This window comes from Crinalium epipsammum PCC 9333 (genome assembly GCF_000317495.1).
In the GTDB taxonomy this organism is placed as follows: domain Bacteria; phylum Cyanobacteriota; class Cyanobacteriia; order Cyanobacteriales; family PCC-9333; genus Crinalium; species Crinalium epipsammum.
In genome coordinates this window covers 2,763,725-2,779,533 of sequence record NC_019753.1, presented here as the reverse complement: position 1 = coordinate 2,779,533, position 15,809 = coordinate 2,763,725, and the positions used below count along the sequence as shown (strand labels likewise).

At 40.4% G+C, this 15,809-nt stretch carries 15 protein-coding genes; 7 read left to right on the top strand and 8 right to left on the bottom strand.

Annotated elements, in window-relative coordinates; translation table 11 throughout:
- Positions 1-20: 20 nt before the first annotated feature.
- Both CRI9333_RS12045 and CRI9333_RS12040 read right to left on the bottom strand, forming a co-directional pair.
- Entirely contained in the window at positions 21-644 is a 624-nt protein-coding gene (locus tag CRI9333_RS12045) for a cobalt-precorrin-8X methylmutase (protein ID WP_015203449.1), read from the bottom strand.
- Positions 645-708: 64 nt separating this feature from the next.
- Entirely contained in the window at positions 709-1,491 is a 783-nt protein-coding gene (locus tag CRI9333_RS12040) for a DUF1868 domain-containing protein (RefSeq protein WP_015203448.1), read from the bottom strand.
- A 34-nt stretch (positions 1,492-1,525) separates the two neighbouring features.
- Between CRI9333_RS12040 and holA the strand changes: the two genes are divergently transcribed.
- Both holA and CRI9333_RS12030 read left to right on the top strand, forming a co-directional pair.
- Positions 1,526-2,506: a DNA polymerase III subunit delta gene (gene holA / locus CRI9333_RS12035; RefSeq protein WP_015203447.1), complete on the top strand. Its 981-nt coding sequence runs from the start codon at positions 1,526-1,528 to the stop codon at positions 2,504-2,506.
- A gap of 124 nt (positions 2,507-2,630) precedes the next feature.
- Complete coding sequence (locus CRI9333_RS12030; protein ID WP_015203446.1) at positions 2,631-3,113, top strand: DUF4168 domain-containing protein; 483 nt, start codon at positions 2,631-2,633, stop codon at positions 3,111-3,113.
- A gap of 394 nt (positions 3,114-3,507) precedes the next feature.
- Here CRI9333_RS12030 and CRI9333_RS12025 read toward each other — a convergent pair whose 3' ends face one another.
- A complete protein-coding gene (locus tag CRI9333_RS12025; RefSeq protein ID WP_015203445.1) occupies positions 3,508-3,720 on the bottom strand; it encodes a hypothetical protein in 213 nt (70 codons plus the stop codon).
- Between the two features lie 168 nt (positions 3,721-3,888).
- On the opposite strand from CRI9333_RS12025, the gene CRI9333_RS12020 reads away from it, so the two are divergent.
- Positions 3,889-4,527, top strand: coding sequence for a class I SAM-dependent methyltransferase (locus tag CRI9333_RS12020; protein ID WP_015203444.1), 639 nt, complete (start codon positions 3,889-3,891; stop codon positions 4,525-4,527).
- 169 nt (positions 4,528-4,696) lie between these two features.
- Here the strand turns inward: CRI9333_RS12020 and CRI9333_RS12015 are convergent, their stop codons facing one another.
- The 4 genes from CRI9333_RS12015 to CRI9333_RS12000 form a co-directional block, all read right to left on the bottom strand.
- Entirely contained in the window at positions 4,697-4,900 is a 204-nt protein-coding gene (locus tag CRI9333_RS12015) for a hypothetical protein (RefSeq protein ID WP_015203443.1), read from the bottom strand.
- A 9-nt stretch (positions 4,901-4,909) separates the two neighbouring features.
- Entirely contained in the window at positions 4,910-6,079 is a 1,170-nt protein-coding gene (locus CRI9333_RS12010) for a zinc-dependent alcohol dehydrogenase (RefSeq protein WP_015203442.1), read from the bottom strand.
- 171 nt (positions 6,080-6,250) lie between these two features.
- Positions 6,251-6,637 carry a hypothetical protein gene (locus tag CRI9333_RS12005; protein ID WP_157462317.1) on the bottom strand — a complete coding sequence of 129 codons (387 nt, stop codon included), beginning with the start codon at positions 6,635-6,637 and terminating at the stop codon, positions 6,251-6,253.
- A gap of 5 nt (positions 6,638-6,642) precedes the next feature.
- Entirely contained in the window at positions 6,643-7,326 is a 684-nt protein-coding gene (locus CRI9333_RS12000) for an SRPBCC family protein (protein ID WP_015203440.1), read from the bottom strand.
- 395 nt (positions 7,327-7,721) lie between these two features.
- Between CRI9333_RS12000 and CRI9333_RS11995 the strand changes: the two genes are divergently transcribed.
- Both CRI9333_RS11995 and CRI9333_RS11990 read left to right on the top strand, forming a co-directional pair.
- Positions 7,722-9,620: an iron uptake porin gene (locus CRI9333_RS11995; RefSeq protein ID WP_015203439.1), complete on the top strand. Its 1,899-nt coding sequence runs from the start codon at positions 7,722-7,724 to the stop codon at positions 9,618-9,620.
- 161 nt (positions 9,621-9,781) lie between these two features.
- Entirely contained in the window at positions 9,782-10,318 is a 537-nt protein-coding gene (locus tag CRI9333_RS11990; protein WP_015203438.1) for a GAF domain-containing protein, read from the top strand.
- Positions 10,319-10,387: 69 nt separating this feature from the next.
- Here CRI9333_RS11990 and CRI9333_RS11985 read toward each other — a convergent pair whose 3' ends face one another.
- A complete protein-coding gene (locus CRI9333_RS11985) occupies positions 10,388-10,939 on the bottom strand; it encodes a PadR family transcriptional regulator (protein ID WP_015203437.1) in 552 nt (183 codons plus the stop codon).
- Between the two features lie 170 nt (positions 10,940-11,109).
- Here CRI9333_RS11985 and CRI9333_RS11980 point away from each other — a divergent pair, with 170 nt between their 5' ends.
- Positions 11,110-12,594: an efflux RND transporter periplasmic adaptor subunit gene (locus tag CRI9333_RS11980; protein WP_015203436.1), complete on the top strand. Its 1,485-nt coding sequence runs from the start codon at positions 11,110-11,112 to the stop codon at positions 12,592-12,594.
- Between the two features lie 52 nt (positions 12,595-12,646).
- On the top strand, positions 12,647-15,724 hold the full coding sequence (locus CRI9333_RS11975) for an efflux RND transporter permease subunit (protein ID WP_015203435.1): 3,078 nt from the start codon (positions 12,647-12,649) through the stop codon (positions 15,722-15,724).
- Positions 15,725-15,809: the final 85 nt, after the last annotated feature.

Genomic DNA, 15,809 nt, shown 5'->3' with positions numbered 1-15,809 from the left:
AATTGATAATTGTTAATTGTTCATCGTTCCCATGCTAAAACCATCAAAGCATTAAGAATTGCTGCGGCTACTGGAGAACCACCTTTGCGCCCTTCTATACGAATTTGAGGTAAAGATGTCTCAGCTAATGCAGATTTTGATTCTACTACAGAAATAAAACCAACAGTAGCACCAATTACTATTGCTGGTTGTACAGCTAAAGAAGGTAATTCAGCACAAAGAGCTAATAAAGCAGTGGGAGCATTTCCAATTACATAAATAGCATCAGGAAATTGTTCTAAACACTTAAGTAAACCTGTTTCAGTGCGAGTTTTTCCAGGTAATGCTATTTGTGCTTGTTCTACTGCACTAATTAAAGGGTTATTAAAGGTTTGTGATACCAAGGTGCTAACGCCATGTTTAACCATGCTGACATCTGTAATTATGGGCGTACCAAGTTGAATAGCTGCGATCGCACTTTCAATCGCATTATTGCTAAACCGTATAAGCTGGGCAAATTCAAAGTCAGCCGTACTATGAATTGCCCGCCGTACAATAGCATATTCATCTGCACTAAAATTATGTTTCCCAATTTCTCGGTCAATAACTGCAAAACTTTGTAGCAGAATTGGATGTAGGGGCAATGCGTCTCTTTTAATAACCATCAACTACAAAATAAAAGGTACATTTGTAGAGACCGACCATGATCGGTCTCTACATTCTCAGTTATTAAAACTCTAAAACTGGGTAATCCTGTTCACGATAGTATTTGGTCATATCGTCAAACTTTCGCAACTCTGCCTGTTCTACTAATAACTCTTGGGGGTTATCTAACCATTGGTTATTGAGATCAGATAAAATTTGAGAGAGGCGATCGCGGTCTAAATCCGGTGAAATTTCCCCAAAATACCCAAGCGTGATATGAGCATTAAGGAGATATTGCTGTTCAATCCGAAGGGCAATTAAACTAGGATTTTGATAAATAGCTCGTCGCAGTTGCAAAATTCTTTCATAAGCATCTTCATCTTTGGGTGCTAAACTAACGCCTATAGCGCGGGGCATAACTATTAACCCTAGCAGTTGCCAGCGAATAGGATTGCCACTGGTAGAGGAATTTTTACACTGTTCAAAACTTTTAGCAATAGCGGAACCCAATTGCACTTCAAAATCAGGGTTATGGCTAACAGCATCACGGTAGGCGCTATCCCAAATTAAATCTGCCAACGTTAAATGAAAGCTAGAAGCAGGTATAGGCACAATTAAATTAGGTAGCTGCTGTAATAGCTGCTCTTGACAATTTTGTAAATTCTGGTAAATTCCAGAATTTGTTGAATCTTCCTCCGAAGGGGGGGTTATTACTGTGTAGCCAGGAAAAGGTACTGCTTTTCTGCCACCATTGGGATGTGGCTGAAATTTAGGTGATTCCTGAATATGTTGTAATAGTGATTCGTAAGTGACGGGTAGCGTCTGCCGTGCCACTCTGTTTAAATAAGTTTGATAATTCTCGTCCAATCTTGATCCCCTCGCGATCGCACTTTTTCCTGTAATGTCAATTTACCTCTATTGGGGAGATGATAACTTTGCGATTTCTAAAGCTGTTGATACCCTACGGGGATCAGTTCTCGATCCTAATTGGGCTAGCTTTAACTATGACAAAATCTCCCCAGAACAAACCGATGCTATTATCTTGGCTTTAAACCAAGCGATGACACCAGCTTTTGGCATGGGTAAGCGTTTGGTTTGGTTAGCGGATACTAATGTTTGCCAACAATGTTCTGAACAATTATTAGCTGAATTAGAGCGTACCTTACCAGCTATCCCTGAGTCTGCGGTATTGTTGCTGACTAGCGGCAATAAACCAGATCGTAGACTCAAATCTACTAAATTACTGGAAAAGTACGCAGAAATTCAGGAATTCTCCCAAATTCCTCCCTGGAAAACCGAATTATTAGTGCAACAAGTGCGGAAAGCCGCACAGCAAGTCGGTGTGAAACTTAATAATTCTGCTGCCGAACTTTTAGCTGAGTCTGTAGGTAATGATACTCGGCAGCTATACAATGAACTAGAAAAGTTACAGCTTTACGCGGGTACTACAGCAACTATTAACGAGCAAGCTGTGGTTGCTTTAGTTAATGCCACTACTCAAAATAGCTTACAGTTAGCCGCAGCTATCAGGCAGGGCAAAACTGTTCAAGCTTTGCAGCTAGTCTCTGATTTAATTAGTCATAATGAACCCACCTTGCGAATTGTTGCTACTTTAATCGGGCAGTTTCGCACTTGGTTATGGGTAAAGATTATGATGGAAGATGGAGAGAGAGACGAAAAAGCGATCGCATCAGCCGCCGAAATCAGTAACCCCAAGCGCATTTACTTTCTGCGCCAAGAAATTCAAGCTATTTCCTCAAACCAACTCACCTCCACGCTACCAATACTGCTAGAGTTAGAAATTAGCCTCAAACGAGGAGCAGATCCGATGTCAACCCTACAAACTAAAGTCATCGAACTGTGTCAAATCTTTCACCGATGAAGCCAAATGTTTTAACTCCAACCTAAAAATAAAACTTTGCTGGAACTTCTCTTCCTTAAAATAGTTCAAACAATATGAACCCTGTGGGTTTTAATGAATCGTGTTTTATTTGTAATTTGTATAAATGATGGCTTACTACAACTCTCCTCGTAACTTCAATCGCAATTGCGCCTCTGCCGTAATCGTCGCCACTCTAGCTAGTGTTGGCTTACTATCCGGCATAGTACCTGGTTTATCTGGCAACTCCGCTAAGTTAGTTTTAAGTAATTCTGCTTACGCACAAGATGTAAGTAAGTCAGAATTAGCAAACTATGCTAAAGCTGTATTAGCAATGGAACCATTGCGTCTATCGGCATACGATGAAATCAAAAAAATCGTTGGTTCTGTACCTGGTATTGTTTGTAATCAACAACAAAGTCTCAGAGGTCTTCCTAAAAATGCCCAGGGAATTGCAGCTAATTACTGTAATCAATCAAAAAAAATTGTTGAAAGCAACGACTTAACTATTTCCCGTTTCAACAGCCTTACTGTTCAAATTCAATCTGATTCTGATTTACAAAAGAAAGTTCAAAATGAACTGATTCGGCTACAAAGAAAATCTCGCTAAGGAGTAGTTAAGTTTATCAGGCTAAACAGTAGGTTAGCTGAGGGATGAAGGTCATTTATCTTAATCCCGTTTTTACGCAACCTAGGCAAGCGGTTAGTTTCAGTCTTTCTTGTACTACCAACTATCGCTACCTTAATGATATTGTTTAAACAATAATTATAATTGTACATAATTTTTGGGCTAGAAAATATTTTGTGCCAGATAGAGATTATATAAATAAATCAACTATTTTTTAGGAGATAAATCCCCTAAAAAAATAGTATTTTTTCTATAATCTCAACACAAACTAACACGCAATTTATCAGCTATAGGTGCATAGCCCCAATTTGCAACCTGTTTGGTAAAAACTCATTATATTCAACCATCAAAGGTATTAACTTGAGGCTACCAAAAATTAATATGTAGAACCGCATATTTGTTCAAGGTTGGGCGCACCTACGTTTTTTTGCCTACAAAGTAAAACTTGGGCTGAACGCTGTTGAGAGTAGAGTTGATGAGCAAACCAGCCTAGAGGACAACCAGCGATTATACCGATAATACCCCCAATAATTAAACTTCTGAATAAATCTGTTCTTTTGATAGAACTTTCTCTAGTTTCAACTTGCATCGCTAATAACCAACTGATAACTTCTTATAAAGAAAGCAAATATAAACACTGGGTTACTTCTCTCTAGATACTTATCCTTTAATTTAAGTGCCTACTCTAAAGAGGTATATCTGGAGGCAGCGAGCAAAATTAATTGCATTGGACTGTTTTCAACTTAGATCACCCAAAATGACAAACAAATCTTTTAATAAAAAACAGCAATTTTTTGACATTTGGGCATCGAGATATGACTTAATTTTTACATCAGTTTTTTACCAAGCTATTCACAAACGGTTGCTTGAATATGTCCAGTTGCCCGATTATCCTAATATCCTTGATCTCGGCTGTGGTACTGGTAAACTACTTGATCGCCTTGCTACCCACTTTCCACAACTAAGCGGTACAGGACTTGATTTCTCGGCTGAAATGCTTAGTCAAGCCAGACAAAATAACCGCCATCACCCCCGACTAATTTATCTACAAGGTGATGTTGAAGCACTTCCCTTTGTTGATGGTCAGTTTGATGCCGTTTTTAATACTCTCAGCTTTATACACTATCCCAATCCAGAAAAAGTTTTTTCAGAGGTTAGTCGAGTTTTACAACCTGGTGGAAAGTTCTATTTAGTAGATCCGATTATTAAAATAAAAGCTGATACTCAGCAAGTACCATTTTCCCCAGGTGGGATTAAGTTTTACAGTCCAGAAATTCGGGAAAATTTTGGTAGACAAGCAGGACTTAGTTGTGAAGGGCATTACTATCTGCTGGGTTGGATTTTACTGACAATTTTTAGTTGTCCAAAATTAACACCATTAGGACTTACGCACTGAAAGCCTAAAACCTAGATCCCCCTAGCAGGGTTTAAAAATTCAAAATCCCCCTTTTTAAGGGGGATCTCTGCGTAAGTTCTGTTTTAGTTAAAAAGGTCGTGAGATAAATTAGTTGCCGACTCCTCCCCGTCAACCGAGAAAAAAGTCAGTTTCTATTTACACCTACTAATCAAAATCCGAAATCGAACAGCGATTCATTTTGCTCAAAGTTGTCAGTTTCGGCGATTTTCTCAGCAACTTCTAGAACTGGCTGGAAGCTACTACCATTTTCTTTTACTTGCTGTTCGAGATCTTCAACAAAGCGAAAAACTTCTGCAAGACTTCGGTTAATCATCTCGGTGCGATCGCCATTGATGCTTTCTTCAATTTCCATGCTGTAACCTTACGGTTTGAGTACAACTTTGATGCAGTTCTCTTTTTTATCCCTAAAAATCTTGTAACCGTGCGGTGCTTGGTCTAAAGGTAGCTTATGAGTGATCACAAACGAGGGATCAATTTCACCATTTTGGACTCGTTCCAATAACGGGCGCAAATATTTATGAACGTGGGTTTGTCCCATTTTGAAGGTTAAACCTTTATTAAATGCTGCACCCATTGGAATTTTGTCGAGGAAGCCACCGTAAACACCTGCTACAGATACATGACCGCCTTTGCGACAAGCGACAATAAGTTGTCTAAGTGCGGTTGGTCGGTCTGTTTCTAAACGAACTGCTTGCTTCACTTGGTCGTAGAGTGAATCCGCCCCTGTTCCGTGTGCTTCGAGTCCTACAGCATCAATAACTGAATCTGGGCCACGTCCTCCAGTCATTTCTTTAACAGCTTCACCAGCATCAACTTCTTCATAGTTAATTACTTCTGCGTTGCATTGCTCCTTCGCCATCTGCAAACGTTCAGGAACGCGGTCAATAGCGATTACCCTTTCTGCGCCTAACATATATGCACTTTTAATCGCAAACTGTCCAACTGGGCCACAACCCCAAACTGCTACTACGTCTCCTGGTTTAATATTGCAGTTTTCGGCTGCCATATATCCAGTTGGGAAAATATCTGTCAGAAATAGAACTTGATCGTCGGTTAATCCATCAGGAATTTTTAGTAAACCGACATCAGCAAATGGTACTCGCGCATACTCTGCTTGACCACCTGCGTAACCGCCGAATAAGTGGGAATAGCCAAATAATCCCGATGGTGAATGACCGTACATCGGTTCAATCATCCAAGCGTTGGGGTTAGAGTTATCGCACAGTGACCATAAATCTTGTTGGCAGAAGTAACAATTCCCACAGGCGATAGTGAAAGGAACAACGACGCGATCGCCTTTTTTGACATTCTTAACTCCACTACCAATTTCGACCACTTCCCCCATAAATTCGTGACCAAGAATGTCACCCGACTGCATACTAGGAATGAAGCCGTTATAAATATGCAAATCTGAGCCACAAATCGCCGTCGAGGTAATTTTAATAATGGCATCACGGGGATTAAGGATTTTGGGGTCGGGTACTGTATCCACCCGAACATCATTTGATCCATGCCAACAAAGTGCTTTCATTTCGATAATCTCCTTGAATAAAGTAATTAGCGATTAGTAACTGAACAATTCAATTATCAATCTTTAGATTCTTCTCCATAACAAAAATTATGGATTAAATCTTGTTCGATTCAATTTCTCAACACAAATTTTGGGGTAAATTGATAAGGTTTTATTAATTCCAGCTACAGTTTAATGCTGATTTTTTTGTGGTTTTCCGGTTACTAAATTTGTTAAATCTTTAGCTTTTTCAGAAATAGGTTTATCAACATTTAGCTGATCTCTGGCTTGATCAATCTTTTTTTCAATCTGATATTGAGCATTATCACCCAGATATTCGCCTGAGCTATTCTCTGTATGACGTTTGATATTATCAGCAGTTAGTTGTAGTTGTAGAGAATAATCCGGTACTTTTTGGGAATCTTCAGCTAATGCTAGTAGATGATTGTTAAAGGTAAAAGCATTAACTACCAATAGAGTAATTGCAGCAAGAAAAACGCTCAAAATTTGGCGCAATCTCATATTTTCGATTAAATATTTTTTCGACTTCATGCACTCCTCAACTGGTAAAATTAGCATCAAAATTACTTACTTCTGCCAGAAGGTTGACCTTCTGTAGTGGCAAGTTCACCCGCTTCCATTAATTGCTTAAAGCGACGCAAATCATCTCCCGCTTGCTGTTCAGGTTCTTCGCCAAAAAGTTTAGCAATAGTAGCTGCAACAACGCCTCCTGGGAGGCTGTATTCGATCACAACTTTTACTTCCGTACCACGTCCACCAGGGGCAGGTGTAAAGCGTACAAAGCCAGAGTTATCAACATCTGCACCTTCAACTGAAGCCCAAGCAATTAATTTGTTTTCTTCATCGCGAATAATATCTGCATCCCACTCGACACTTGCTCCCAGTGGTGCATTAGCTATCCAGTGCGATCGCGTTTCATTAAATACCTTCACGGATTTAAGATGCTTCATAAAGTTTGGCAAATTTTCAAAATTATGCCAAAAATGATATAATTCTGCTGCTGATTTATTAATTGTTACTGTCTTTTCAACTTTCATATTTTGATTCATTCCTGCTTGCTCTGTTACACTTTTTTGGGCAGTTGCACCGTGATAAACTAAACCACCTCCGGCGATCGCCATCAGCGCACCCCTCAAAGAGCCTTGTCTTAAACCAGTAAGTACAAGTGCGCCACCCCCGATCAGTGATGCCCAGCGTTCAGCATCACCCTGATTTTGTTCATTCGGTTGTTTTCCCTGAATTTCCATTTCTGGTTACCCCCCATAACTTCCCAAAGTTAAACCCAGACAAAAAATCTTGTTAATTGTTAATTGCTACCTTACCCTCCTTATTTACACTCTTTCAGAGGAATTTTCCTTACCTCTGTCTTGAGTAGTGTTAATTAGAAATCTTCTTGGTTCTGGGTAATTCCTATAAACTTAAGCTCAAAATTTGTTATGCAGTCTTAAAAACGTTGTCCACGCCACAATTAAGCTATAAGTTTATGAATATCTTGTTTTCTCATCTAGCTTGAGATAGAATCTTTGCAAGAATTTTGTATCAGGTATTACAAAATTACGCAATTAAACTTTGGTAATGTATCCTTGGTTACAACGAATTGGGGCAACTATAAGTAGTAATACTTGTAAAGGTGTGAGGAGCAATGAAAAAATATTTGGGAAAACTATTGCTGATTAATTCAGCAATGTTATTAGCTTATTCATTTGGCTTAAAACCTGCTGTGGCTGAATCTAGCCAGCCTTCAGCAACAAGTGTTAATCAAAATAATTTAAATTTGCCAAGTCGGAGTGATACGGAGTCTACGCCGAAAGCCGTATTAGATATAGCTTTAAACAATCAAGACTTAAAGCTTAGTGAGCAAACTTCAGCCTTAAAAGTAGAAATTGAAGCTAATCAAAATCTAGGACAACTACAACAAGTAGCTCAAGCTAACCCCGCTATACAACAGACAGATCCTGTTAACAGCAACAATTTAGAACAAATCCAACGCTATAGCAACGATCAACAAGACAATCTAGGTCAAGTCACCAACGTTTCCCAATTTCGAGATGTGCAACCTTCTGACTGGGCTTATGAAGCACTTTCTCGCGTTGTACAAACTTACGGATGTTTGCAAGGATATCCCGATGGCACATATCGCGGCAACCGTGCCTTATCACGCTATGAATTTGCTGCTGGTTTAAATGCTTGTCTGAGACAAATTGAAGCTTTAATTGCGAGAACTCCACCAGGTACAACTGGTGGTCCTGCCCCAAGCGATTTACAAGCACTGCAACGGCTACGTGAAGAATTTAGTACAGAACTAGCAACTTTAGGTACACGGGTAAATAATCTAGAAGGTCGGACAGCTTTTATAGAACAACGTCAGTTTTCTACTACTACTAAATTAGTCGGTGAGGCAGTTTTTGCTCTTACTGATGGCTTAGGAAAAAACAACAACGTTGAAACCGTATTACAAGATCGTGTACGTATAGACTTTCAAACCAGCTTTACTGGTAAGGATGTATTACATACCCGTTTGGCAGCTAGCAATGCTAATCAAACAATGGTACCAGATATCGACATAGCTGGTGTACCAGGCGGTACGGGTGAAGGTACGCAAACTTTCAATCTAACTGGCGGTAGTGCTGGCAACAATATTATTCTTGACTGGTTAGCATACTACTTACCACTAGGAAATAAGTTTCAGGCTTATGTAGTCGCTTATGGCGGTATACATAGTGATTACGTTCTTTCAACAGCTAACCCTTACTTAGAGGACTTCACTGGAGCTAATGGCGCACTTTCTCATTTTGCTGAAGAAAATCCCATCTTTTCCATTGGTGGTGGCGCAGGTGCAGGACTCAGCTACAAACTTAGTAATGCTTTAGGAATAAGTGTAGGTTATTTGGCTGGTGGTAATTCTAATGCAGCTATTCCTACTCAAGGTAATGGCTTATTTGATGGTGACTATGCTGCTTTAGCGCAACTTAACTTGAATCCTGGGGGTAGGTTTCAGCTAGGCTTAACATACGTCAACAGCTATCATACCCTTGGAGGCCCAATCTTTAACCTTGGAGGTCCTTCTGGTCAAGGTAGGATAAGCGGTGGCACGACTGGTACGGTTTTTGCAAATAACCCAGGTACACTACTTGGTGTTGCTGACAACCCAGTACAAGCAAATTCTTACGGTGTAGAAGCTTCATTTCAACTTAGCCCCAGATTAGCAATTAATAGTTGGTTTAGTTACACCAAAGCAGATATCCTTTCTGTTGATAAAGCTGAGATTTGGAATTACGCTGTCGCTTTAGCTTTTCCTGATTTGGGTAAGAAGGGAAATCTTGGAGGTATTATCGTCGGTGCGGAACCTTATTTAGGAGGTTTCTCAAATAGCCCTGCACCAACTAATGATATTCCTTTGCATATTGAGGGTTTCTACAGATACCAATTGACTGATAATGTGTCAATTACCCCTGGTGTGATTGTGCTGACGGCTCTTAATCAAAATCAAGCTAGCGATGATGTAATTATTGGTACTCTCAGAACCACATTCCGCTTCTAGATCTTTGTGTCTTAGTGGATTAGAAATATCCAGAAATTAAAGGTGTGTTAACTACAAGATTTGTAGAGATGTATGCAACGTCTCTACATTCTTTTTTAGAGATGTCTATTTGTGGTCAAATAGAGATTATCACCACGAAGACACAAAGATTTTATTAACTGATGATACACCAAGCGATTAAAGCGATTTTAGATAAAATTTCTGAAGGTAATAGCGATCCAGATGCTATGTTTTCCGAATTAATGCCTGCTGTGGCTGAGGCATTAAAATGCGATCGCACTTTCCTTTATTTACGTTATCCTGACACACGCATGGGTAAAGTGCCTTTCTGCTGGTGCCGCAGTGCTGATATTCCGACTGTACTTGATGTTGATTGGAAAGAAGAACCCTCATCTTTACCTGATGAAGATCCTATGTTTGCGGCTGCTTTGCGTACTGCACCATCTATATTTGTTGAAGATGTGCAAACAGCTACTCCAGATGTACTAAATAAAGATTTTGAGCAGAAAAATTTTGGACACAGAGCATTAATTCACGCTCATATCTGCCACGATGGTCAACTATGGGGAGTTCTGCAACCATCTATGTTTGGCAAACCGAGAGTGTGGACTGATGAGGAACGCTCTTTGATTGCCACAATTGTCGAAAAAATTACACCCCTCGCTGTTTCTTATGTTAAAGAAGCAATGAGCGGTTAGCTATTAACGGTTAATAGTAGTTAGGTTGTTATTTTTTACTGGGATCTGAAAATTTATAAGTCCTAGCTATTAATTTTTCAAATTAGTAACTGCTAACTCGTCACTGCTAATATTTGCTTTTTCCTTTGTAAGTTGTTCGTTAATCCAATTAATTTCACCTTGTAGTACTTGCATGGCATATTTCCATGCTGACTTTTTATATGTATCTGTGGGAATAATTTCCGGTTCAGGAGTTTCTAAACGCAGCTTAGAAACCATTAAACGATGTTCCAGCACCTTGATACGTTCTGCTGGCTGTAAATACTTAAAAAAGACAAACTTAATTAAGAAGCGAGAACGGCTGTTTACCCAACTTTCTTGGGGATGAGCGAGCATTTTTTCTCGCCAGCGATCGCGCCCCTGATCGGTAATAGTATAAATCTTACGATTTGAACCAGCTTCCCCTTCCTCCTCTCCTAGCGTCGCAATTTCACCGCCTTCTTCTAACCGCTTTAATAAAGGGTAAATTGAGCCATAGTTGGCGCTGATACAGCCACTCATAAATATTTCTAGCTGCTGCTTCAAGCGATAGCCGTGTAAAGGTTCCTGTAGCAGTAAGCCTAATGTAGCAAGTTCTAACATTTATATCAAACCGATATAATAAGGAGATATATTAATTACAGATATCTAATTTTAACCTGATTTTTATATTTGGCTGGATTGGCTATGGTTTTGGTGCGATCGCCCTACTCAGCCTTTCTTAACTAAATAATCCGAAGCGTTAAAATTGCTCTACCGAGGGAGAGATCACTGTGACTTACAAATACGTTTCAGATGAACCAACAGATGAGAGGACAGAAACGCTAATTACTCCCTCGGAGATACCAGACGAGTTTGAGTTAGATGAATTTGACAGCGTTGTAGACGACAAACCTAAATCTGGATGGTTTGCGGGAAAACGAGGCGTATTTGTAGGTATGGTGCTTGGTATAGTTTTGGCGATCATTGGTACGCGCTTACTAGCACCTAAATCTGCTGCTCCTGTTGCTAAAACTACTACGACAACAAAAACAGCCGCGCAAATGAGCGTAACTTTAGCGCCAGTTGCGGTTACTTCGGTAGCTCGTACCTTAGAAGCCACAGGAACTGTTGCAGCTTATGATATGTTGCCAGTTTTACCGCAGACTTCAGGCTTACAAATTAAGCAAGTTTTAGCAGATGAAGGTAGCACTGTCAGGGTAGGACAGATATTAGCAGTATTAGACAATTCTGTACTACAAAGCCAATTAAGTGATGCTGTAGCTAAGTTGGAAGCTGCCCAAGCTGGTGTGCAACAAAAGCGAGCAGCTTTGGCACAAGCACAAGCTGCTGTAGAGCAAGCTAGAGCAGGTGTGCGACAAGCACAAGCAACTGTAGCGCAAAATCAAGCTAACTTAGTGCAAGCTCAAAAAAGTCTCAAGCGGTATCAACAACTAGCGGATCAAGGGGCAATTCCTACTCAAGAGTTAGAGACGCGAAGTACTACGGTAGCAACTGCTGCTGAAGCAGTGAGGGCGGCTCAAGCTAATGTTAGTAATGCCCAAGCTAGTATTAGTAGCGCCCAAGCTAATGTTAGTAGCGCAGAAGCTAATATTAATAGTGCGATCGCCGAAGTTCGCGGCAGTCAGGCACGGCTACAGCAGATTCAAACTCAGTTAGGACAAACTCAAGTACTTGCTCCGGCTAGTGGTGCGATCGCCGAAAGATTTGCCCGTGTAGGCGATATTAGTTCCGCAAATCAAAAGCTATTTACAATTATTCGTAACAGTTATTTAGAACTACAAGCAAAAGTTCCAGAAGTACAACTTAAAGAAATTTCTATCGGCGCACCTGTGATAGTCAACAGTAATTCTGATAGTCGTATTCGGCTACAAGGCAAAGTGCGAGAAATTGCCCCAATAGTTGATCAGCAGACTCGTCAAGGTACAGTCAAAATTGATTTACCTGCTAGTCCATTGTTAAGAGCAGGAATGTTTTTGCAAGCTGGGATTACTGTAGAGCAAAGTCAAGGGTTAACAGTTCCAGCAAAAGCTGTTTTACCTCAAGAAAATGGTAAAGCAATTGTATATGTTTTAGAAGGTGAGAATACAGCCCGCGCTCGACCTGTAGAAATTGGTGCAACTATGGGAGGCGGAGATTTATCCACTGCAAAAATTGAAATCAAGAGCGGTTTAAAACAAGGCGATCGCGTAATTGTCGCTGGCGCTGGTTATCTCAAAGATGGTGACAAAGTACAAGCAGTAACAATTAACAACTAACAGCTAATATCCTCCCCTGCCCCTCTGCCCCTCTGCCTCCCCCCTCCCCTTTATGTCATTCAATCTTTCAGCTTGGTCAATTAAGAAACCAGTTCCAACATTAGTTTTATTTCTGGTATTGGCTTTATTAGGTTGGATATCATTTACCCAATTGGGAATTGATACTAATCCTAATATTGATGTGCCGACGGTTAGTATTACTGCAATACAACCAGGCGCGGGTCCAGCAGAACTAGAATCAGAAGTAACTAAAAAGATAGAAGATGCAGTTGCGGGGCTAGGCAACATTGATACAATCATTTCAACTGTTAAAGATGGAAATTCTACAACAGTAGTAAACTTTGTAATTGGTACGGACACAGACCGCGCTACTAATGATATCCGTAATGCCGTTGCTCAAATTCGTCAAAATTTACCACAAGACCTAAACGACCCCATTGTTCAGCGTTTAGATTTTGCTGGTGGAGCAATTATGACCTATGCGGTGGTATCTGAACAACAGTCTGTAGAAGATTTGAGTAATCTTGTCGATCAAGATATTAGCCGTGCTTTATTAGCTGTTAGAGGCGTTGCTCAAATTAAACGGGTTGGTGGTGTTGATCGCGAGATTCGCATTAACCTCGCTCCAGAACGGTTACAAAGTCTGGGCATTACTGCTACTCAAGTAAACGAGCAAATTCGTACTTTTAATGCTAATTTACCTGGTGGACGGGCAGAAGTTGGGGGTAGTGAGCAAAGTATTCGTACCCTTGGTAGTGCTACCACTGTTGAGGCTTTGAAAAATTACCAAATAACTCTACCTAATGGTAGTTTTGTGGCTTTATCTAGTTTGGGTGAAGTAAGCGATCGCTTTGGTGATGTCAGGCAATCAGCTTTACTGAATAATAAACCCGTAGTCGCTTTTCAAGTATTACGAAGTACAGGTAGTACCTTAGTAACTGTAGAAGAAGGGGTTCGCTCCTCAGTTGCGGAATTACACAAAAAATTACCAACTGATGTCAAAATTGAGTTAATTTTTACTCGTGCTGATTTTATCCGCGAATCTTATGAAAGCACGATTGATGATTTGATTGTTGCTTCTGTGTTGGCAGTGGTAACAATTTTAATCTTTTTACGTGATTGGCGCTCTACCCTGATTACTGCGGTAGCATTACCTTTATCAATGCTGCCTACGTTTTGGATACAGAAAAGCTTGGGCTACACACTCAATAATATGACCTTGCTAGGGTTAGCCCTGGCTATTGGAAATTTAGTTGATGACTCGGTTGTAGAAGTTGAAAATATGCAACGGCACATGGCAATGGGCAAAACCCCTCGCCAAGCCGCTTTTGATTCTTCGGCGGAAGTAGGTTTAGCAGTTTTAGCTAGTGCGGCGACAATTATAGCTGTGTTTCTCCCCGTTGCTTTTATGGGTGGGATTCCAGGTCAGTTTTTTCAACCTTTTGGGATGACAGTTGCAATTTCGACCTTCTTTTCCACCTTAGTAGCGCGGACAATTACGCCAATGATGGGAGCTTATTTACTGAAAGCTCCCAAGCCGAGTGATGCCAAGTCTAAATCTAAAGGGGGTTTTAGACCTTATTTTCAATTGTTGAAGTGGGCATTGCGGCATAGATTGACAACAATGGCGATCGCAGTTGCTTTCTTTATGGCAAGCTTGACGCTAGTTCCCTTAATTCCCAAAGGTTTCGTTGATAGTAGTGATATCAGTTTATCCACAGTATTAGTTGAACTTCCACCTGGTTCTACCCTCAACGACACCACTCAAGTTGCCCAACAAGCTACAGCAGTATTGCAACAAAGTCCTGCTGTCAATAGCGTCTTAGCTGCAATTGATGTAAATACGGCAACACTAACTATTCAACTTAAAGCAAAAGAAGAACGTCCGAATTTATCTCAGTCTGAGTTTGAGAAACAAAGCCGTCAACCTCTTGCCAAAATTCCTGGGGCGAGAATTAGTTTCCAATCTCAAGGCGGGGGTGGCGCTTCCAAGGATGTATCAATTGTTTTAAAAAGTGAAAATCCTGAAGCGTTAAACCAAGCTGCTTTAGCTTTAGAAAAGCAAATGCGAGAACTACCGATGTTGGTAGAAGTTAGCTCAAGTGCTAGTTTAGTTAAACCAGAAATTTTAATTATCCCCGATCCGATTAGAGCCGCAGATTTAGGAGTAACAGTACAAGCGATCGCCCGGACAGCATCTTTAGCTACTATTGGTGACAATGAATCCAACTTAGCTAAATTTAATCTGAGCGATCGTCAAATTCCCATTAGAGTACAAATCAATCCCCAAGAGCGTTTAGATATCGACACAATAAAAAATCTGCAAGTCCCAGGTCAAAATAACTCCCTGGTTCCCCTATCAGCAGTAGCAGATATTCGCTTTGGTAATGGTCCCGCTCAAATTAATCGCTATAATCGCGCTCGTCAAGTTTCCGTACAAGGTAACTTACAAGGTGCTTCTTTGGGAGAAGCTATGGAAACTGTCAAGGCGCTACCTGCAATGAATCCTTTACCCGCAGGAGTAGTAGAGGAATCGGCAGGAGATGCCAAGATTATGCAAGAAATCTTTGGTCGTTTTGGTGGTGCTTTAGCCTTAGCACTCACTTGTATCTATGCCATCTTAGTGTTGTTGTATAACAACTTTCTACATCCAATTACCATCATGGCAGCTTTGCCATTTTGCTTAGGTGGTGCATTATTAGGTTTAATGATTTCTCAAAAATCTTTAGGGATATATGCCTTAATTGGTATTGTCCTACTGATGGGCATTGTGACCAAAAACTCGATTTTGCTAGTAGACTATACATTAATCTTCCAACAAGAAGGAAAACCACAATTTCATTCCGTAATGGCGGCTGGGTTATCACGTCTGCGACCAATTTTAATGACTTCCCTAGCGAGTATTGCGGGTACGCTACCACTAGCATTAGGAATAGGTGCAGGTGCAGAAGTGCGTAGCCCGATGGGAGTAGCGATTTTGGGTGGTTTTACTACTTCTACTTTGTTGACATTGTTAGTAGTGCCTGTACTGTTTACATACATCGACGATCTACAGAACTGGATTTTGCATTTGCTACAGCATGGATTTACCAAGAAACCCAAACGCAAATTAGTTAAGGACGAACTTTAAAAGCAATTAATCATCAGTTTCATTTCAATACTTAGGCATAAATATTGGTAGGTTGGGTTGCAACCCAACCTACTCATTTAAAATT